The 19519-nt window shown below is 43.4% G+C and carries 17 protein-coding genes; 7 read left to right on the top strand and 10 right to left on the bottom strand.

Annotation, left to right across the window (positions count from 1 at the left end; all coding sequences use genetic code 11):
* Nucleotides 1-49: 49 nt before the first annotated feature.
* The 5 genes from DI53_RS14700 (at nt 50) to DI53_RS14720 (ending at nt 8133) form a co-directional block, all read left to right on the top strand.
* Complete coding sequence (locus DI53_RS14700) at nt 50-661, top strand: RNA polymerase sigma factor (RefSeq protein ID WP_052072437.1); 612 nt, start codon at nt 50-52, stop codon at nt 659-661.
* Nucleotides 662-704: 43 nt separating this feature from the next.
* The gene (locus tag DI53_RS14705; protein ID WP_037501246.1) at nt 705-1922 is read left to right on the top strand and encodes a FecR family protein; all 1218 of its coding nucleotides are present in this window, start codon (nt 705-707) and stop codon (nt 1920-1922) included.
* A gap of 135 nt (nt 1923-2057) precedes the next feature.
* A complete protein-coding gene (locus tag DI53_RS14710) occupies nt 2058-5435 on the top strand; it encodes a SusC/RagA family TonB-linked outer membrane protein (protein WP_037501248.1) in 3378 nt (1125 codons plus the stop codon).
* Nucleotides 5436-5441: 6 nt separating this feature from the next.
* A complete protein-coding gene (locus tag DI53_RS14715; RefSeq protein ID WP_071790505.1) occupies nt 5442-7112 on the top strand; it encodes a RagB/SusD family nutrient uptake outer membrane protein in 1671 nt (556 codons plus the stop codon).
* 196 nt (nt 7113-7308) lie between these two features.
* On the top strand, nt 7309-8133 hold the full coding sequence (locus tag DI53_RS14720) for an endonuclease/exonuclease/phosphatase family protein (RefSeq protein WP_037501251.1): 825 nt from the start codon (nt 7309-7311) through the stop codon (nt 8131-8133).
* A gap of 110 nt (nt 8134-8243) precedes the next feature.
* Here DI53_RS14720 and DI53_RS14725 read toward each other — a convergent pair whose 3' ends face one another.
* From DI53_RS14725 to DI53_RS19705, 6 genes are all read right to left on the bottom strand, one after another.
* On the bottom strand, nt 8244-9467 hold the full coding sequence (locus DI53_RS14725) for a sensor histidine kinase (RefSeq protein WP_052072439.1): 1224 nt from the start codon (nt 9465-9467) through the stop codon (nt 8244-8246).
* A gap of 1 nt (nt 9468) precedes the next feature.
* On the bottom strand, nt 9469-10479 hold the full coding sequence (locus DI53_RS14730; protein WP_037501254.1) for an ATP-binding protein: 1011 nt from the start codon (nt 10477-10479) through the stop codon (nt 9469-9471).
* Nucleotides 10472-10888 carry an anti-sigma regulatory factor gene (locus tag DI53_RS14735; protein WP_241462439.1) on the bottom strand — a complete coding sequence of 139 codons (417 nt, stop codon included), beginning with the start codon at nt 10886-10888 and terminating at the stop codon, nt 10472-10474. Before DI53_RS14735 ends, DI53_RS14730 begins: the two co-directional genes overlap by 8 nt.
* The gene (locus DI53_RS14740) at nt 10866-11270 is read right to left on the bottom strand and encodes an STAS domain-containing protein (RefSeq protein ID WP_037501255.1); all 405 of its coding nucleotides are present in this window, start codon (nt 11268-11270) and stop codon (nt 10866-10868) included. The genes DI53_RS14735 and DI53_RS14740 overlap by 23 nt, the downstream gene beginning before the upstream one ends.
* Before the next feature lie 3 nt (nt 11271-11273).
* Nucleotides 11274-12134 carry an STAS domain-containing protein gene (locus tag DI53_RS14745; RefSeq protein WP_037501257.1) on the bottom strand — a complete coding sequence of 287 codons (861 nt, stop codon included), beginning with the start codon at nt 12132-12134 and terminating at the stop codon, nt 11274-11276.
* 310 nt (nt 12135-12444) lie between these two features.
* Nucleotides 12445-12996 carry a copper resistance protein NlpE gene (locus DI53_RS19705; protein WP_052072440.1) on the bottom strand — a complete coding sequence of 184 codons (552 nt, stop codon included), beginning with the start codon at nt 12994-12996 and terminating at the stop codon, nt 12445-12447.
* A 357-nt stretch (nt 12997-13353) separates the two neighbouring features.
* Here DI53_RS19705 and DI53_RS14755 point away from each other — a divergent pair, with 357 nt between their 5' ends.
* Nucleotides 13354-13782: an EamA family transporter gene (locus DI53_RS14755; protein ID WP_037501259.1), complete on the top strand. Its 429-nt coding sequence runs from the start codon at nt 13354-13356 to the stop codon at nt 13780-13782.
* Between the two features lie 87 nt (nt 13783-13869).
* Here DI53_RS14755 and dapA read toward each other — a convergent pair whose 3' ends face one another.
* The 4 genes from dapA to DI53_RS14775 all read right to left on the bottom strand — a co-directional run bounded on the left by dapA (nt 13870) and on the right by DI53_RS14775 (nt 18807).
* Nucleotides 13870-14751 (bottom strand): 4-hydroxy-tetrahydrodipicolinate synthase, encoded by an 882-nt coding sequence (gene dapA / locus DI53_RS14760; protein WP_037501261.1) that lies wholly within the window; start codon nt 14749-14751, stop codon nt 13870-13872.
* A gap of 20 nt (nt 14752-14771) precedes the next feature.
* Nucleotides 14772-16790: an NAD-dependent DNA ligase LigA gene (gene ligA, locus DI53_RS14765; RefSeq protein WP_037501263.1), complete on the bottom strand. Its 2019-nt coding sequence runs from the start codon at nt 16788-16790 to the stop codon at nt 14772-14774.
* 122 nt (nt 16791-16912) lie between these two features.
* Complete coding sequence (locus DI53_RS14770; RefSeq protein ID WP_037501264.1) at nt 16913-17944, bottom strand: glycosyltransferase family 2 protein; 1032 nt, start codon at nt 17942-17944, stop codon at nt 16913-16915.
* Complete coding sequence (locus DI53_RS14775; RefSeq protein ID WP_037501266.1) at nt 17941-18807, bottom strand: lysophospholipid acyltransferase family protein; 867 nt, start codon at nt 18805-18807, stop codon at nt 17941-17943. The genes DI53_RS14770 and DI53_RS14775 overlap by 4 nt, the downstream gene beginning before the upstream one ends.
* Before the next feature lie 79 nt (nt 18808-18886).
* Here DI53_RS14775 and DI53_RS14780 point away from each other — a divergent pair, with 79 nt between their 5' ends.
* Nucleotides 18887-19498 carry a WbqC family protein gene (locus DI53_RS14780; RefSeq protein WP_037501268.1) on the top strand — a complete coding sequence of 204 codons (612 nt, stop codon included), beginning with the start codon at nt 18887-18889 and terminating at the stop codon, nt 19496-19498.
* Nucleotides 19499-19519: the final 21 nt, after the last annotated feature.

Here is a 19519-nt window from a genome sequence, read left to right on the forward strand (position 1 = left end):
AACGAAATTGAAAAACTGTTATATTAGCTTTGCACGGAGTAAGTAGTGTATGCAAAACCTAAGCAACCATACAAAAGAAATTGAGCTATTAGAGTCTATTCGTCAGGGCGATGAAAAGGCTTTTCAACGGTTGTACCGTATACACGTTGGTCGGGTAGCGCACGAAGTAAGCCGAACGATCCCTGCAAAGGAGCAGACCATGGAGGTGGTCCATGATACTTTTTTAACGCTTTGGCATGGCCGCGCGGAAATTTGTACTATCCGAAATATGGAGGCCTACCTCATAACCGTAGCGCGGCGCCTTTCCCTAAATGCCCTGAAGCAAACCGTTCGAAGAGCCGCTATAGAGAAAAGGTTTGCCTTAGATAATGAATCAGAATTGCACAATCTACCCGAAGACAATAGTGAAGAGTTGCAGTATAGTTGGTTGAATAAAGCTATCGACAGATTGCCACCTCAGCAAAAGCGCGTGTATCAGCTGAGCCGACACGAACGGAAAAAATATGTAGAGATCGCAGAAGAGATGCAGATTTCCCGTGAATCGGTTAAGAAATACTTACAGATTGCTTCTGATTCTATTCGAAAGTACCTAGTGAACAATAGAGATTCCATCGTTTCTATATTTTTTATTTTTTTACCCTTGCAATACCCCCCTTTCTAATCCCGTGTTGTCTTGTATTAAAGCGCGTGCCTTTATACGAAGAATGCAAGACGATAATAAAACATTTATACAATTACTGAAGAAGCAGATTAATGGCACACTGAGCGACGATGAGTTGTTTTTGTTGAATACGCTGTTGGCTGTAATCCCAGAAACCGAACAACGAGCGCTTTTTGATAAGCTGATCGATGAGCATCTGGATGCTGTCGAAACTAACGATCAATATTTGAGCAAAGAGGAAGAAGAAGCAATTATTCAGCGTATTATAGAAAACGAAGATAAAGATCCGAAACCATGCAACCAGCGGAACCAATGGTTTCCGTACAAATGGTTCGCGGCGGCAGCATGTTTGCTCGTGCTGGGCTACAGCACGATAACCTTATGGAATAGGAATGCCGCCTCAACCGAGAAAGTGGTGTCAGCAAGCTTGAACGCTCCAAATGCATCTTTAAACCCTGCTGGGGAGAAAGCAATACTGACTACTGAAGACGGTAGCTTGATCGCACTTGACTCTATAAAGGTGGGAGAGGATGTATTGGGAAGTAATTTCAAAATTGTGCGGATGCCATCAGGTGAATTGCACTATCAGAGCTTATCCAATGTGACTGCCGATGCGAAACACATGATCAATACGCCAAAGGGTGGAATCGTAAACTTTGTTTTGCCCGATGGTAGCAAAGTCTGGTTAAATGCGGCATCGTCACTTACGTTTAATCTCGGGATGCAGCAAGCGGATCGTTTGGTGGAAGTAACTGGAGAGGCATATTTCGAAGTTGCTAAGCGAAAGGCCCAAAAATTCATCGTCAAAAGTCTGTTTGGTGAGATTGAAGTGTTGGGCACAAAATTTAATGTGAATACCTATGTCAGGCAACAAAATAAAATTGCCCTGTTGGAAGGAAGTATACGTCTAAAGACTGCCAAAGCTGCTGTGCGCATGATCCCCTCACAATTAGCTGTTGTGGGCGCAAACGGTAAAACCGAATTAGCGCACCGCACAGATATAGCTGATGTATTACTTTGGAAAGATGGATTTTTCAATTTTCAGGATGCAGATGCTTATCAGGTGGCTGATGAACTTTCACGATGGTACAAAGTAGATGTAGCCGTAACGGGATCAAATTCGAATCATGAAATCAACGGTAAGATTTCCCGCGATCTGGAATTATCAAAGATGCTGGAAATGTTGGGATACCTTGGTCTTGAAGGAAAATATAAAAGTAATAAACTGATTATTAATGTTAAAATGAAGCCACCTATGTAAACAGAAACAGCGCACAGGTAGGGCGATAAAAAGATCAGGAAGTGAGGGAACACTCCCTGAAAGCGATTTCTCGTCCTGCGTAAACAGACTCTTGACATCATCAATATTTTTACAGAACTAAAATCGAACTAAAGTATGCATTTTGATTTAAAAGTTTATGGCGTTAACCGGAATAAACTTTATCGACTTCTAGGAATCATGAAATTTGCTGTAGCAATTCTCCTCCTTTCACTCACATCTGTGAGTGCATCCACTTTCGCCCAACGCATCTCGCTGCATGAACAAAGGGCCAGCCTAACAACCTTACTCTCGAAAATTGAAAGACAGATCCCCTATAGATTTGTTTACGACAATGCTGAGATCGGTGAGATCTACATCGAAAACGCCTATTTAGAGGCGGTAGATCTAAACGCCGGACTGGATATCGTCTTGCGCAAAAGAGGCTTGGACTATAAAATTATTGAAGACTATATCCTGGTGAAAAAAATGGATAGACCGAACATTCCCGTTTTGAAACCTTTGCAAACGATGCTTCGTGGAACGGTACGTGATGAGGCAGGTAAGCCTATAGAAGGAGTAACAATTTCCGTTAAAGGTCAAACCGCCAAAAGAAGCAATAGCGACGAAAACGGAACCTTCAATTTGGCATTAGACCCGGGTAATGCGACGCTTATTTTGGAGCATATAGCTTTTGCAACGAAAGAAGTAGAAACACAAGGACGCCCCAATATTGAGATTACACTACAACCGCAAATGGGTGATATCGAAGAGGTTGTCGTCGTGGGCTACGGTACCCAAAAAAAGGCAAATCTGACGGGCGCTGTAAGTGCCATTTCGGGCGAAGAGTTGGAAAACCGACCTATCGCCAATATAGGGCAAGGCTTGCAGGGACAGCTACCAGGACTTACCGTGCGCAGCACCGGCAATACGGCGCCAGGTAATCGCGCACCACAGTTCCGCATTCGCGGTGTAGGCACCTGGGGCGATGCAAACCCTCTTATCGTTATTGACGGGATACCGGGTGGCAATCTAAATATTCTCAATCCGGATGACATCGAAAGCATTTCGGTATTGAAGGACGCTGCATCGTCTTCCATATACGGTGTGCGAGGCGCGAATGGCGTTATTATGGTGACGACGAAGAAGGGCACTTCGGGTACGCCAAATATCAGCCTAAACAGCTACATGGGTTGGCAAACGCCAACGGCGTTACCTAAATTTCTTGGATCGGCCGACTATATGACTTTACAGAATGAGGCCAACGTGAATGCAGGGCAAAACCCAACGTATACCCCCGAACAAATCGAAATCGCGAGAAATGGCTCGGATCCAAATTATTTCGCGAATACCGATTGGATTTCCGAAGTGTATCGCGCCAGTGCGCCACAGCAAAACCACAACCTGAGCATGAATGGCGGTGCAGATAAAACGCAATATTACGCTTCTTACGGCTATTTAAATGAAGGTGGACTGGTTATAGGTGATAATTTTAAAGCGCATCGCCACAACGCGCGTTTGCGCGTAAGCACACAACTGCTTGATCGATTGAATGTAGATGGAAACTTAGGCTATGTGGATAGATCTTATGACGGTAGCGCCAACGGGTTAAGTGCGCTTTCCGCCGCGACAAGCATACGTCCCCTCGTTCCTGTTAGGTTTACAAACGGTAGCTGGGGATATCACGGCGGGCAGTCGAATCCGGTAGCAATAGCTACTGACGGCGGAACAAATAGCTTTACCTCACAAGAGATTACAGCCAATATCAGCGCCACGCTTAATCTTTTCAAAGGTCTGGATTTAAAAGGTCAATATGGATTAGTGAAGTACAACTCTAAACGGACGACCTTGCTAAAAACCATCAATTATTATAGCCCGGATGACAATGCATTGATCTACCAAACTAACAATCCCAACCGGGTTAATATGGATCATTATTCCGGTACTTATCAAACATTTATTGGAACGGCCAATTATTTCACATCGATCAAAGACAAACATAATATAAAAGGTTTATTGGGTTATTCTCTGGAAGAAAATGTGGGCAATGATTTTGGGGCCTCGAGAACGCATCTTCCTGTCGACTTACCTTCGCTAGCTATTGGGACGGAAAATCAGCTGAACAGCAGTGGAAGTGGACAAAACGCCTTGATGTCTTTCTTTGGACGGGTAAATTATGACTTTGATAATAAGTATTTGTTTGAAGGGAACTTCCGTCGTGACGGCTCATCGCGCTTCCATCCTGATGTGCGCTGGAACTGGTTCGGCTCTTTTTCCGCCGGATGGGTGTTTACCGAAGAGCGCTTTTTTGAACCGCTTAAAAGTTTCTGGAACTTTGGTAAGCTGCGGTTTTCCTACGGAACACAGGGGAATGATAAGGTAGGTCGTGACCATCCATTTATGGCTATCCTTGCTTCAGCCCAGGTAACGTCAAATAATCCCATCGGAAATGTAGGACGCGTAGGTTTTAGGCAGAATTTCATCCCCAATGAGCTGGTAACATGGGAATCCTCTGAAAAGCTTAATGCAGGTTTGGATCTTGCGTTTCTATCGCGCAGATTGAATGTTACCGGCGAATTTTTTGTTAATAAAACGAATGCGTTACTGCTAAACACACCATTGCCGGATGTTATAGGCGTAGGAACTGATTACCCTTCGCAAAATGCTGGAGCGATGGAGAACAGAGGGTGGGAACTCGCAGTAAGTTGGCAGGATAAAATTGGCGCTGTTGGATACCGCGCAAACTTCAACCTTTCCGATGTCCGCAATGAGGTTACTCGTCTCGACGATTATGCGATAGCCTTAGGTGATAAGGTACGTATTGTTGGAGCACCTTTCGATGCGCTATATGGTTTTAAGGCCGATAGGATAGCGCAAATTAGCGACTTTGATGTGGTCAATGGTGAATACGTCCCTAAATTTCCGTTTCAACGCGGTGATCTTGTGGGGCCGGGCGATTTGATCTATGTTCCGACGGATCCCAATGCAACAGAGATTACGGTTGGAGCAGATAGACATGTGTTGGGAAGTGAGATACCTCGCTATACCTATGGCTTTCGCGGGGATCTTTCATACAAAAACTTTGACTTCAGTTTCTTTTTACAGGGGGTTGGCAAGGCTGATGGCTACTTGACTGGAAATGCGCGTCATCCTTTTATCAACAACAGTGCTATGCCGCAGGACATACATCTTGACCGTTGGACACCGGAAAATACCGATGCCAGCTACCCGCGCTTTGTGTATATGCGCACGCATAACACACGTCTATCTTCAAAGTGGGTTGAAGATGCCTCTTACCTTCGCTTGAAAAATGTGCAGATTGGCTATACCTTCTCTCCACAATGGACAGAGAAAATTCGTGTTGCAAAATTCCGTATTTACGCATCGGCCGATAACTTGCTAACAAAAACTGATTTCTTTTACGGATACGATCCTGAGGTGCCGACAGGAAATTCCGGAGATTATTACCCTCAAGTAAAGACCTTTATTATTGGACTGAACTTAAACTTAAAATAGCTAACGATGAAATTTCACTATAAAAATTATACTAGACTTGCCATCCTATTGGGTGGTGTAAGTATCCTTGCATCATGCAGTGATTTTCTTGATAGAGTGCCGCAGGATCAAATTGTAAATGAAACCTATTGGAAAACCCAAGAACATTTGGAAATGGCGGCAACGGGCATATACTCCCGAGTTAAAGCCAAGAATTTTGTAGATATGGAAAACTTGGCGGAAAACACGATGTGGCCTACTACAAACCAATACAAAGATATTGGGTCGGGTGTGTTTCCCGTTACACAACCTACGGTAAATAGTGAATGGGCAAATATGTATCGAGATATTCGGGAATGCAATGCGTTTCTCGAAAATTATCAAGGAGCAACTGAAAACGAACCAGGCGCAAAAGAGCGGCTAGCCGGTGAAGTACGCGTGATTCGTGCCCTGGCGTATAGTTTTCTAACCTCTTTCTATGGTGACATTCCACTCGTTACTAAGACATTAAATCCCGATGATCCAGAACTTTACGGGGAGCGCACGGCGCAAAGTGTCGTGGTAGATTTCTTGTTGAAGGAGTTGGATGAGGCGGCTGTAGCACTTCCTGAGACGATTCCTACTGGCGAGAACTTGGGTCGCGTTAGTCGAGGCACCGCCCTTGCCTTAAAATCTAGAATTGCCCTTACCTATGGGCGTTTTGAATTGGCCGAGCAAGCTGCAAAAGCCGTGATGGATATGGGCGTTTATCAACTTTATACCAGCGGCAATCCAGCAACAGCATATGGTGAGCTTTTTACACGTGCCGGTAAGCTATCGGGCGGACGAAACAAAGAAACGATCTTTGCGCGCTTGCATTTGACGGATGTTATTATGCACAACTTAAGCCGCGAGATCCAGGTGCCCGACCAGTTCGCGCGCTTCGTGCCTACGCGCTCGTTAGTAGAATCTTACCTCTGTGCGGATGGCCTCCCAATAGATAAATCACCGTTGTATAGCGATGCTTCGTATGCGGATGTCTTCAAGAACAGGGATCCACGTATGACACAAACCATCTTGGTGCCCGGCGATAAATGGGGCGGACGTTACGACGGACGACCAGTGGCACAAAATCAAGACCCCTCTATTTTCCAAGTGCCTAAATTTAGTCAGGATGGACGGGGTTCTGTTACCACTACCGGTTATTACTTCAAAAAATATGTAGAACCTACAGCGGTGCCTAATTACAACCGGGATGATAATGATATTCATCATATCCGCTACGCGGAGGTCTTGCTAAATTATGCGGAAGCGCGTCTTGAGCAAAACAATTTAACCCAAGCAGATTTAGATATGTCTATTAATCTATTACGCGATAGGGTAGGGATGAAGCGCATGGATTTAGCCTTCCTTGCACAGCACAATATGGATGTGCGCGAGGAAGTACGCCGCGAGCGTCGGGTGGAACTGGCACTCGAAGGGCATCGGTATTTTGATGTGCGGCGTTGGAAGCAGGGGGAGCTACTTGGGAATGATATAGAAGGCGTAAAAGCGTCGTGGTTTCCGCAACTAAATTCGGCTACCTACAGAAAGGGCGAAGACGGCTATCTATCCGTGCAGTGGAATCGGGCATTTGAAAGTCCAAAAAATTACCTATGGCCCGTGCCGCAAACGCAGTATGATCGGAATAATAAACTGGGACAAAACCCAGGCTGGTAAACCATCAAATTTAAGGTTATAGGTATCGATAATAGGCTGCGGAGGAATTATTCCGTAGCCTATTACTTCTTTCACTTCTGAAATATCCATTATTGTCAAGTGCGAACAAATTTAAAATGAGCAGGCACCTGACATTAAGAAGGATGCTAGTAATTGACAAACTGCGCACAGTGCGCTCATATAATCGTAATAACTTATGAAAATGATACTATTCCGTTATCTGCTCGTATGCAGTTTATCCGTTTACTTAACCGCTAGCGTTGGTCAACATCGGCAGGAACCTGATAAAGGTATACCGCTCAAAGTGATGAGTTACAATATTCACCATGCAAACCCGCCGTCCAAAGATTCGCTTATCGACATTGACGCGATCGTGCAGGTCATCCGTGCCGCAGATGCGGATGTTGTGGCTTTGCAGGAAGTAGATCAATTGACGAAGCGAAGCGGAAAAATGGACCAACCCAAGCTAATTGCTGAAAAGCTTGGCATGCATTATTTTTTTGCAAAAGCTATGGATTATGATGGTGGGGCATATGGTCAGCTGTTATTATCAAAATATCCTATTGCGTCTACGGCAATACATAAATTACCCTCGGTTGCAGGTTTCAAAGGTGAGCCGCGGATTATGGGTGAGATACAAGTTCAGTTGGATCAGAACACAGTAATACGATTTGCAACGGTGCATTTAGATGCCCAAAAAGATAAGGAAAACCGTTTGTTGCAAGCAAAGTACATTGTTAATAGCGTAGGGAAAAAGAAAATTCCAGCTATCGTAGCAGGCGATTTTAATGCTACAGAATATAGCATGCCAATCGAAATTTTAAAGGGTAGCTTAAAACCAACTTGTACAAATTGCGCATTTACCATTCCTGTAATCAATCCGAAAAAGGCAATAGATTTTATTATGCTGGATAAGCGATCAAACTGGGAGGTTGTTTCGCATCAAGTCATTGATGAGCAGTATGCTTCCGATCATTTACCGGTATTGTCTTCGTTGATTTTGCAACGCAAGAAAAAGTAAGCCACAAACCATACGCCCTTAACGTTTGCAGGCATTTGAGGGCGTATTTGTTAAGGCAGACGAGGTTCCGAAAGGCAGATTTGTAGCCAGTATTTTTATGTTAGTCTAAATTATAAAGCTATAGCTTCGTCGTGCCTGTTTGATAGTGTAGGGATTCGAACGTAAAATGTTGATCCTTTGCCTAAAGTACTTTCCGCCCAGATCTCGCCAGCATGATCGAAAACAATTTTTGATGAAATATACAGTCCTACACCCAAACCGGCGATCTTTTTGCTAACGTTTGTAACCCGATAAAACTTGTCAAATACCTTCTTTAAATCATCTTCGGCAAGGCCGATGCCGCTATCTTGAACGGCAAGCAGAATACAATCGGTTTCGTCTTCATAAGATAGTGATACGTTGATAGTGGAACCGTTTTGGGAGTATTTCGCAGCATTACCTATTAAATTGTTGACAACTTGCTCCATGCGAAGTTTATCAATCCGTGCTGCGCAGGGCTCTGGGGAGTCCGTAAAAACTATAAAATGCTGCGGCACGAGGTTTTTGATTAAATCGTGCTGGCTGCGCAAATAGCTATTCAGCTCGACCTCCTCAAATTTATAGTCCATCTTATCGTATTCCGATTTAGAGATATCCAAAAGCTGAGAGATCATATCTTGCATCTTACGCGCCTGCATATCTATCTTTAGCAGTTGTTCGGATAGATCGGCATCCGCATTTTTCTTTAAGGCGAGTTGCGTTAATGCCCGTAAAATGGTCATCGGTGTTTTCAACTCATGGCTTGCCACAGAAAGAAATTCATTCTTTTGTTCGATAATGTACTCCGCAGTGCGCAAAGCCTCGGCAGACTGTTCGTTAGTTTTGAAAAGTTCGGTGTTTCGCTTGCGAAGATTTTCGTAGGGCGTTTGCGGCTCGATCTCCTGAAAGTAGTGTTTTATGCGATTAACGTGGCTTCGGCTTATACCTGCGCTTTGCGGAATTTTCAGCTTGAGAACGACAGTTCCAAATCCATCTTGTACCTGGTGATCGAAGTAAGTTAACAATTTTCCCGCGTAGATGAACCCTTCGCTTCTCTCGTTAAGCGGAATAACTTCTTTATAACGAAGATTCGCTACGATGTGATAACCAATACTTTCATCCGTTTCTACCGCAACGTATAGCTGCCCGTCCAGTCCTTTTTCTATCACTTCCCTGCATACCTCGGATACAGCGGTAGCAAAAGCGGTCCGCATCGATATGGAAATCTTCGTCAGTTCGCCCGCTTTAATAGATTTTCTATAAGCTAACGTTAAATCAAGCTCATTCTCTACGGGTACTTCTATTAATTTAATCATCTCAAAACGTCTTTACAATAACCACAGACATGTCATCAGTTTGCCTTCCATAATCTTTATAGATGGCAGCCGCTTGAATACTGGCGTCATACCTCGTGATAGCCGGTAACTTTCCGTGTTCCCACTTTGATCGGATCCCATCGGAACAAAGCAAGAGATGTGGATATTCCACAGCATCGACCACTTGACTATTAATGGTATTTGGGATGGTATGCCCAATGATGCCATTATAAGGAATGATACTCTTCGTTTTCAGGTAGCTGAAAAATTTAGTGCTGATATTGCCAACACCTGCTATATTCCATTTTTTGGTTTCCAAATGTAGCACGCCGATTGTGGCAACAATGCCTCTGGTTTTCTTTATCGCGTCATGCAGGTGGCGAATTCGTTGCTCTGCCCGGGAGGAACTGTGGGCCTTAAAAGCCTTAATTGCTTCCATCACCGCTTCATGTGCCAGTTGTCCGTGTCCCAAACCGTCGGCTACCAAAAGAAACAAGTGGTTACCTACCTTTTGGTAAAAAGTGCCATCACCGCTTTTCGTCTCGCCCGGCATTCTTATCACCATAGGCTTTATTGTGACTCCGGGTATTGACGGGTATTTTGCCACGCTAATATTTATTCTGCTTAATACGATTGTTCCCCAATTTTTTTGCGAGTATATTTCGAAATAATCTGATAGCCGTTTGATACTGCCCAGACCGATACCCATCGATTGACCGGTAGAAAAGCCATCGACCATAGTGCGTTCGATATCAGCAATTCCGACGCCTCGGTCAAGGCAAATAAGCTCAAGATAGCGCTTTTCATGGCTTTCAAATACGCCCACTAAAATTTCACCTTCTTTCGCATACTTCGTGAGATTAGATGTCATTTCAGAAAGGACAATGTCTAGGTTAGCAAGGCGTGCGCTATCCATACCTTCCAACTCGGCAAATTGCCGTATATCTCTTTTGAGCGTAGCGAAATAACTCCGATCATCTGCACGGTAGCTTACATATGTTTCTTCACCCATTTACCCATTTTATTATGGTAACAGTGGTTCCGCTTCCTACCGTCGATTTGATATCAAACTCGTTCACAAGGCGTTTGGTTCCGGGCAATCCCAGCCCTAGGCTGTTTCCTGTAGAGAATCCGTCTTGCATAGCTTGGTTAATATCGGCGATGCCCGGTCCGTCATCTTGAAACGTCAATTTTACGCCTTGATTCCTTCCAACAGAAACCGTTTCTACGAGTACAGCGCCGCCCTTGGCATAACGCAGCATATTTCGTACAAGCTCGCTCGCCGCAGTAATAAGTTTGGTTTGGTTCACCAGGCCCATCTTAATTTTAACGGCGCATTGCTTGACGGTATTTCGCAGTGGTACGACATCTTGCTCCTTGACAACCAGAACTGTCTCCTTAGTGATCGTTATCGGTATCATCGTCCCACTCTTCTGTAGTGTCGTCAAAAGTTATCAGACTGTTTAGCAATTCCATTCCTCGTTCCACATTCAATGCGGTCCGCACTCCGGTTAGGGGTAAGCCTAATTCTACCAACGTAATAGCTACAGCCGGCTGTATGCCTACCACGACTGTTTGCGCATCAAGAAGTCGCGACATATTGGCTATGTTGCCTAAGATACGTCCCATGAAAGAGTCAACAATACTAACCGCTGAAATATCGATCAATACCCCTTTGGCAGCATTCTTTTCCACGGCATTGATTAAATCAGCTTCGAGGTCTAATGCCAATCTATCATAAAGATCTACTTGGATGGTCACCAGTAAAAATTGACCCATTTTTAAGATTGGGATTCTTTCCATGAATTACTTTTTGATGGTTTTGGTTGTATCGTTATTTCTTACTGCTAAGTTTAAGATGCGAAAGGCATGTTGCAATGCGCTGGCGAGAGTAGATTTGGTCACTATCTGTGAAAGATCGATGCCTAGATACACAATGGTCTGCGCTATCTCTGGGCGGATACCACTGATGATACATTCAGCTCCCATAAGTCGCGTAGCACTAACCGCTTTTAATAAATGTTGTGCGACCAGAGAATCTACAGTTGGCACACCCGAAATATCAAGTATAGCGACGCTGCTGCCCGTTTCCACGATTTCCTGCAATAAATTTTCTAATACCGTTTGTGTACGTGAGCTATCTAGGGTTCCTATTATGGGAAGTGCTAATATCCCGTCCCAAACTTTGATTACAGGTGTGGATATTTCTGAAATCTCGTCTGTTTGTCGATTGATAACGTCTTCCCGCCCTTCGATGAATGTTTCAAAAGTTACGGTAGCTAAGCTGTCCATCAACCGGCTCAACGTGATAATAAATGGAATAGCTTCTTTGCTTTTCTTCAAGTCATCACTCAATACTTCCAGAATGGACTCCTTCAACGAGAAAATGAATAGCCCTGTTTCCCGCGGACTAAAGCCTTGACGTGCGCGTTTGAAAGATACCTCTCGCAATAATTCGATTACAGCATCAAAGTCTGCAGACTTGATGTCGTCGATATTCGAATTTTCAATACTATCAACGAACGTATCAACTAATTTTTCGACGTAGTCATTAATCTCCCCCTCGTCAAAAGGGTTGCCATTGAGGGCTGCGTCGTGTGCCTGCTTATCCAACCAGAGCTTCAAAACATTTTGCTTTCTTTTTTTTAATACCTGAACAATTTCCATAGGGTATGCTGATCTTATAAGTAGAAGAAATTAAACATTCAAATGTAATTAAATTTGTTCCGATTTGAAGATGCTTATTATCGCCAAAAGCCCCTGTAGTAAGGGGCTTCGGAGGTATGAGGATATCCAATATGCTTGTTTTCAACAGAAAAGAAAAGTCTAAAAAATGCCATGTAATATGGTGCGTATTTTTACCAATGCAAAACACGTATTTTCCTATCACTTTTACGTAGATCGCTTGTTGTACAATGAGATGACTTACATCTTAAACGATACGCTAAATTAGGACGTTACTGGAATAAGAGGTAGACTATTGTACTTTGCTATAGACAAACTTCTCGGCCGCATCTCCTTCGATCACTTCTCCTTTTTTATCAAGATGGAGCAGCTTATCTTTTGCAATCTTCAATTTCAGGTCAGTGTCTTTACCTTGAAGGTGTAGAACAGAACCATTGTCGGCTAATTTAAACCGGCCATTGTCTTCTGTTTTTTTGGAGGTTCCTAAATGTTCGGTCGTAATTTGGAAGGTCTCGTTATTGTTGATAACGATTTTCGTACGGATGCCTTGGCAATCATCACAAGGGATAGTGCCCTCATAACTTCCTTCGAAATCAGTTGGATTCACCGCTACGTCCGTAGTAGACTCGTTGTCGCCAGCTGCGGCTGTACCTTGTTGTCCAGTTTGCGCATCAGAGGATGCAGAACCTGTTTCACTAGCCGTTCCTGTGGCGGCTTGACCATCATCTTGCGGTTTTGATAAATCAACACATCCTACAGTAGATAAACAGATTAAACAGGCAAGAGGCAACCATCTGTATTTTTTAAGTTTCGGATTTTTGCTAAAAAAAATTTTATTCATCATTTTCTCCTTCAATAAATAATAATTAAAAAGTAATAAGTGAAAAATAATACACCAAAATAACTATCCTTTTTAGGAACAAACCACGTTACGCATCTATTGCGACATCGTCTTAAGCTTGATATGTATTAAAACTCTTCATTAAAACGCTATTCGTGCCAAGCTCGTTTTTTAAAATCATTATAACGGGTATTTATAGCGCTGCAAACAGGCACTTATTTCTAGCTGTAAACTTTTGAAATGCTATGTGATCTTAACGTGGGTGCAATTCTAGTATTGAAATAAGAGCTGCTCAATTGGCCAAAGTATATTACGTTAAAGCCAACTGTTTTGGCTATCGTGCGTTAATAAAGTAAAACGATGTGGATTATATACGCGTTATTGGCTGCGGTTTCGGCGGCTCTAGTGATTGTCTTGACAAAGGCCGGGTTAAAGAACGTAGATTCCAGCTTAGCATTTGCTATTCAAGCTATATTCATTGTATGTATAACTTGGTCAGTGGTCTTTTATAAAGGGAATTCTTCCGAATATACCAGTATTGATGCCCGCACGTGGATTTACCTCACATGCGCTGGAATTTGTACAACGCTTTCTACCTTACTTTCGTATAAGGCCTTGTCTTTAGGACCAGCGTCATACGTCGTTACCATCGAGCGGACATCGTTGGTCATTGCCATTGTTCTGGCAGTGATTTTTCTGAAAGAAAAAATAACATGGCAAATTGTGGTTGGAAGTTTAGCTATTATAGCTGGGGCCGTGTTGATCGCGGTGTCGGGGAATTCTGACTAGGAGGGGAGGGCTTCGCTAGCTTCTAACAACATAAAATGAGCTACCGTGGCAGCCCATTTTATGCATGTGTCTAAATGCGATTGGCTGTTATTTAAGACCTGCGATTTCTTTGTTGATCGTTTCTTGTAAGGCATTACTTGCAGGTACCAAAGGAAGGCGTACCGCGTCTGACGTTATAATGCCCAATTGTTTCAAAATGTATTTAACTCCACAAGGGTTACTCTCCACAAAGCAAAGGTCAGTAACGCGCAATAAATCCTCATGTATACGACGTGCTTCGACATAATCTCCAGTAGCGCACAGCGCAGTTAGTTTACTCACTTTTGCGGGATAGGCGTTTCCGATTACGGATATTATCCCAACAGCGCCAAGTGCCATCATAGGCAATGTGACAGGGTCATCACCTGAAATCAAATCAAAGTTAGCAGGCTTATCGCGCAGGATTTGGCTGAACTGTGCGAAATTTCCTGAGGCTTCTTTTGTTGCTACAATATTGCTAAAATCTTCTGCTAAGCGTATTGTCGTAGCAGGTGACATGTTGCTACCCGTACGTCCAGGAACATTATACAGAATGATAGGGAGCTTCGAGGCTTCAGCAATTGCCTTATAATGCTGGTAGATACCTTCCTGCGTTGGCTTATTGTAATAAGGTGATACGGAAAGCAATGCACAGTAGCCGCTCCAGTTGAAAGAAGCGATTTGTTTTGCAATTTCAACGGTGTTATTTCCTCCTATACCAGCCACAAGCGGCACCCGATGGTCAACACGCTTCGCCGTATACTCCCAAATTTCCTCTCTCTCCTTTGCTGTTAATGTGGCTGTTTCGCCCGTTGTTCCCAATGAAACCAAATAGTTCATCCCTTCATCGATCTGAAAGTCTATTAGTTTTCCTAACGACTCAAAATCAATCGATCCATCTGCATTAAAAGGGGTAACCAACGCTACACCTGCTCCTTGAAGCTCATTCATTGTATATTGTCTAAATTTTATTATGGAGTAATCATCTTTAAAATGTCCTGATCGGAAACGATAGGAACGTTCAACTTTTCTGCCTTGGCAAGTTTGGACGGTCCCATTTTATCACCAGCGACAAGATAGTTTAGCTTTGCGGAAATGCTTGATAACATTTTTCCACCGTGAGACTCAATCAGAGCAGCCAATTCTTCGCGAGAAAAATCAGCAAACACACCCGATATCAAGAACGTCTTCCCGCTAAGGCTCGTACTTGCCAGCACCGTGTCTTTTTCCGTGATAGCAAAGTTTAGTCCTGCTTCTTTTAATCGTCCGATCTCTATCAAATGTTGTGCGTCATGCAGATATGTATATACACTTTCTGCAATTCGTAACCCTATATCTTGCACTGCGGCCATTTCTTCAGCAGTAGCAGCAATCATATTATCGATATTCTTGAAATGTGTAGCCAACTTCTTTGCGATCGTTTCTCCGACGTGTCGAATACCCAATGCAAAGAGTACCTTTTCGAACGGCTTTTCTTTTGACTGCTCGATGCCGGTAAGCATATTATCGATCGACTTTTCGCCGAAACGAGCTAAACCTTTGAGTTCGCTTTGGTGATCTTTCAAGGAATAGATGTCTGCAATCTTTCGAAGTAAGTTTAATTTAAAGAATGTTTCCATCGTTTCATCGCCCATTCCCTGAATGTCCATCATCTTTCGCCCGATGAAATGCTGTAATTTGCCTACAATCTGCGGTCTGCATCCTTCTTCGTTAGGGCAATAATGCACAGCTTCGCCTTCTTGTCTTACCAGTGTTTCTCCACATTCCGGGCAAACACTCGGATAGACTACCGGTGCGGTGCCTGTTGCTCTTTTTTCGTTATTGACGCCAATAACCTTGGGAATAATTTCGCCACCCTTTTCCACGTACACCGTGTCGCCTTCGTGCAGATCCAAGCGAGCTATTTCGTTCGCATTATGCAAGGACGCTCGTTTTACGGTCGTACCCGCCAGCAATACGGGTTCAAGATTAGCGACGGGTGTAACAGCGCCCGTTCGGCCCACCTGATAGGTGACGCTCTTTAGCGTGGTTTCCACACGCTCAGCTTTGTATTTATAAGAAATGGCCCAGCGTGGCGATTTTGCGGTAAAACCTAATTCTTCCTGCTGCGCATAATCATTCACTTTGATGACGATGCCGTCGATATCGTACGATAAGGTATGTCTAGCTTCATCCCAATAGTTGATAAATGCTAGAATTTCGTCAATGGAATTGCACAGCTTAGTATGTTCGCAAATTTGGAAACCCCAGTTTTTCACCGCTTGTATACTGTCCCAATGACTATCAAATAATTTGTTTCTATTGTCTGCATATAGAAAATATAGGAAGCAATCCAATGGTCTCTTGGCCACTTCCTTCGGATCCTGCAGTTTTATGGTTCCTGAAGCAAAATTTCTTGGATTTGCATAGGTTTGCAAACCAAGATCTTCACGCTGCTTATTTAGCCTTTCGAAGGCTGCACGATGCATGAAAATTTCTCCACGGATTTCAAAAACATCGGGATAATTTGATTTTTTTAAATGATGGGGCACACTGCGAATCGTCTTCACATTATTGGTCACTTCGTCACCCTGCGTTCCATCGCCTCGGGTAACAGCTTGTGCCAGTTCACCATTTTCGTATGTCAAGGAGATAGAAAGGCCATCAAATTTTAATTCACAAACGTACTGGACTTGATCGCCAACGGCTTTTCGCACACGTTCGTCGAACTCACGCAGTTCCGACTCACTATACGTATTTCCCAAGGACATCATCGGCCAGCGGTGACGAACAGTATTAAATTTCTGTGTGATATCTCCGCCAACTTTCTGCGAGGGTGAATTCGGATCTCGATATTGCGGATATTCCTTTTCTAAAGCCTCCAGTTCCTTCAATTTCTGGTCAAAATCGTAATCAGAAATAACAGAATTAGCCAATACATAATACTGGTAATTATAGCTGTTGAGCTCTTGTGTAAGTTGTGCAATTCTCTGCTGTACATCCATTGACATAGGTAGCAAATTTAGTAAAAATAGGGCGTAAATAAATTAAAAGAGCCGTTTTTCGAACAAAGCCAAATTAGCTTTAATCGCTCAAGATAATAATCGAAACGGCACGTTCCGTATTAAGGATGTTATTTAAAATTATCGACTTTTAACGCAGTGAATTTTTGTATTTTATTCACATAAAATGCCCAAATTATGCTTTTTGTATATTGACCCTTTTCGTTTTCTGGCGCCATATGTCGTTGCCGTTTGCTCGCGTTACGGAAAAAATACAATAGAAAATGCTGATGGGCACGGCTGACAGCCCAGGCATCCCTCGGCTTACGGTCTGCAAGAAACTTAATTAGAGCGAGCAGGTCTAGCCACATCCGCGCGAAGATAACCCAGCAAGCTGTAAAAAAAGGAAGGTTCTTCTGCAGCATAACCAGGTTGTTTCTGAAATTAAGGTATGTTTTTTTCGGGTTGCTTGTGCTTAATGTGCCGCCGCCTACATGGTATACCGTGGATGCTGATACATAGCCAATACGATAGCCCATGCGCTTTAATCGCCAACAAAGATCGATCTCCTCCATATGTGCGAAGAAGTCGGCATCAAAACCTGCCGCCGCCCTCCAGGCAGAAGCACGAATGAAGAGCGCAGCGCCAGATGCCCAGAATATTTCGCTGTTGTCGTCATATTGCTGTTGATCCTGCTCGACGATATGAAAAAAGCGACCTCGACAAAAAGGATAACCATATTTGTCGATAAAGCCACCCGCGGCACCCGCGTGTTCGAAATCGCCTTTCGCATGGTAGGCTCTGATTTTAGGCTGTGCCGCTACCATCTGATCTTGCGATTCTAAGTAAGCAATGACCGGCTCGATCCAAGATGGTGTAACTTCCACATCCGAATTTAGCAAAACAAAATAATCTGCCTCTACATGAGACAATACCGCATTGTATCCACCCGCAAAGCCTAGATTTTCATTATTTCTGATAACCCGAATTGTCGGGTAATATTCTTCTACAAACGCCACAGAATCATCAGTAGATGCATTATCGCCCAATACGAATTCTACGTTGGGATAGGTGCTGTTGTATACAGAAGGTAAAAATTTCTCTAAAAAAAATCGCCCGTTCCAGTTAAGGATAACGACGGCTACACGTGGGTAATGCTTCATGTTCTGCGTTTTCTTTTCCAACGTCTGTGCGACCATAGCCAGTATTCTGGCTGCTTTCGTATCATTTCCTCTGTAAAGAGATTATGCTTTAGTGTGATTTCATGTGGTTCGTAATCGTCGGGATTTTCAATCAATGTAGTAAACTTACAATAATAATATCCTCGCTTTTCTTTGCGCCCTATATGGCAATACACAATAGGGTTCTTTGTTAGCCGCGCGATGCGCTCGGTGCCAGTATAGACCAGCGTGTCCTGATTAAGGAAATTCATGTAGTAGTCGGAATCCTGGTACATCGGTGTCTGATCGGCGACAAACATGCTAATGTGGGGTTGATGCCGGAGCTGAACAATATGCCGCAATATCTGTTTCATAGGAACCATCGTAGCACCAAATCTGCAACGCAACGCATTATAGACATCATTGAAATCGCTATTGCTAAGCGGCTTGTAGATGACTAGCCTTGGATATTGCGTCATAACAGACAGCCTGTATATTCCGAGTTCCCAATTACCGTAATGTGCGGTAACACCAATTACGCCTTTACCTTGCCGGAAATGCCTATCTACCTCTTCCTGATTAATTAACTCGATGCGTTTTTTTACGTCTGCTTCCGTCATGCTTCGCATTTTTACCGCCTCCACAACGAGATCGGGCAAGTAGCGGTAAAACTTTTTTGCGATGTCCATGTGTTCTGCAGCTGTCTTTTCCGGGAAAGAATTCCTAATATTTTCAAGAACAACACGCTTCCTGTATTGGATAAGGTAAAAGAGGATATAGTACAGCAAGTCGGACAGTGTGTATAATAGCCAAAATGGTAACAATGATAAAATATAAAGTAATCCCGCTATGCTCTTTTTTCTCATGAATTATGGTCAAATTCCCCTCGGATTTCCTGCAAATATCCCTAAATAAGTTTACTTTTGCCTAAAATAGTTAAAATCGATGAGTTCACAATTGCTTTTGCCTGCATTTTATTTACCTCCTGTGTCCTACTTTCATGCTATAAAACAGCACAGTAACCCTGTTTTGCTGCTAGAACGGTATGAGCACTATGCGAAGCAAAGCTACAGAACGCGGGCAAAGATTGCTACCGCTAATGGTATATTGGATCTCATCGTGCCGATTGTGCACGGGCGGAAAGAGCATGTGCCGATGAAAGACATCCGTATAAACTATGAGCATGATTGGCAGCGCCTGCACTGGCTAAGCCTGCAAACTGCATACCGGAGCTCGCCGTACTTTGAATATTACGAAGATGACTTTTATCAATTTTACGAACGTAAACATGAGTTTCTTTTTGATTTTAATAAAAGCCAATTGACGCTCCTACTGAAGTGCCTGAAATTGGATCGTGATATTCAATCGACCGAAAGCTTTGAAACGCTTGGCGATCACATGGATCTTCGCGCATCTATTCATCCCAAGCGAGATAAGTTTTGGCCGGAGCAGCCCGCCTACTATCAGGTGTTTGAAGAACGTCACGGATTTATTCAAGATTTAAGCATCGTAGACCTTCTTTTTAACCAAGGGCCGCAAAGCAAAAGTTTCTTATAGGTATCGTTTCCGAATGAAAAC

Origin of the sequence: Sphingobacterium deserti, assembly GCF_000757725.1 — a bacterium.
Taxonomy (GTDB): Bacteria; Bacteroidota; Bacteroidia; order Sphingobacteriales; family Sphingobacteriaceae; genus Sphingobacterium; species Sphingobacterium deserti.

What these genes read in the sequence shown, in the direction of transcription:
- DI53_RS14700 (WP_052072437.1), top strand. Translation starts at nt 50, where the DNA reads ATGCAAAACCTAAGCAACCATACAAAAGAAATTGAGCTATTAGAGTCT.
- DI53_RS14705 (WP_037501246.1), top strand. Translation starts at nt 705, where the DNA reads ATGCAAGACGATAATAAAACATTTATACAATTACTGAAGAAGCAGATT.
- DI53_RS14710 (WP_037501248.1), top strand. Translation starts at nt 2,058, where the DNA reads ATGCATTTTGATTTAAAAGTTTATGGCGTTAACCGGAATAAACTTTAT.
- DI53_RS14715 (WP_071790505.1), top strand. Translation starts at nt 5,442, where the DNA reads ATGAAATTTCACTATAAAAATTATACTAGACTTGCCATCCTATTGGGT.
- DI53_RS14720 (WP_037501251.1), top strand. Translation starts at nt 7,309, where the DNA reads ATGAAAATGATACTATTCCGTTATCTGCTCGTATGCAGTTTATCCGTT.
- DI53_RS14725 (WP_052072439.1), bottom strand. Translation starts at nt 9,467, where the DNA reads ATGATTAAATTAATAGAAGTACCCGTAGAGAATGAGCTTGATTTAACG.
- DI53_RS14730 (WP_037501254.1), bottom strand. Translation starts at nt 10,479, where the DNA reads ATGGGTGAAGAAACATATGTAAGCTACCGTGCAGATGATCGGAGTTAT.
- DI53_RS14735 (WP_241462439.1), bottom strand. Translation starts at nt 10,888, where the DNA reads ATGATACCGATAACGATCACTAAGGAGACAGTTCTGGTTGTCAAGGAG.
- DI53_RS14740 (WP_037501255.1), bottom strand. Translation starts at nt 11,270, where the DNA reads ATGGAAAGAATCCCAATCTTAAAAATGGGTCAATTTTTACTGGTGACC.
- DI53_RS14745 (WP_037501257.1), bottom strand. Translation starts at nt 12,134, where the DNA reads ATGGAAATTGTTCAGGTATTAAAAAAAAGAAAGCAAAATGTTTTGAAG.
- DI53_RS19705 (WP_052072440.1), bottom strand. Translation starts at nt 12,996, where the DNA reads ATGATGAATAAAATTTTTTTTAGCAAAAATCCGAAACTTAAAAAATAC.
- DI53_RS14755 (WP_037501259.1), top strand. Translation starts at nt 13,354, where the DNA reads ATGTGGATTATATACGCGTTATTGGCTGCGGTTTCGGCGGCTCTAGTG.
- dapA (WP_037501261.1), bottom strand. Translation starts at nt 14,751, where the DNA reads ATGAATGAGCTTCAAGGAGCAGGTGTAGCGTTGGTTACCCCTTTTAAT.
- ligA (WP_037501263.1), bottom strand. Translation starts at nt 16,790, where the DNA reads ATGTCAATGGATGTACAGCAGAGAATTGCACAACTTACACAAGAGCTC.
- DI53_RS14770 (WP_037501264.1), bottom strand. Translation starts at nt 17,944, where the DNA reads ATGAAGCATTACCCACGTGTAGCCGTCGTTATCCTTAACTGGAACGGG.
- DI53_RS14775 (WP_037501266.1), bottom strand. Translation starts at nt 18,807, where the DNA reads ATGAGAAAAAAGAGCATAGCGGGATTACTTTATATTTTATCATTGTTA.
- DI53_RS14780 (WP_037501268.1), top strand. Translation starts at nt 18,887, where the DNA reads ATGAGTTCACAATTGCTTTTGCCTGCATTTTATTTACCTCCTGTGTCC.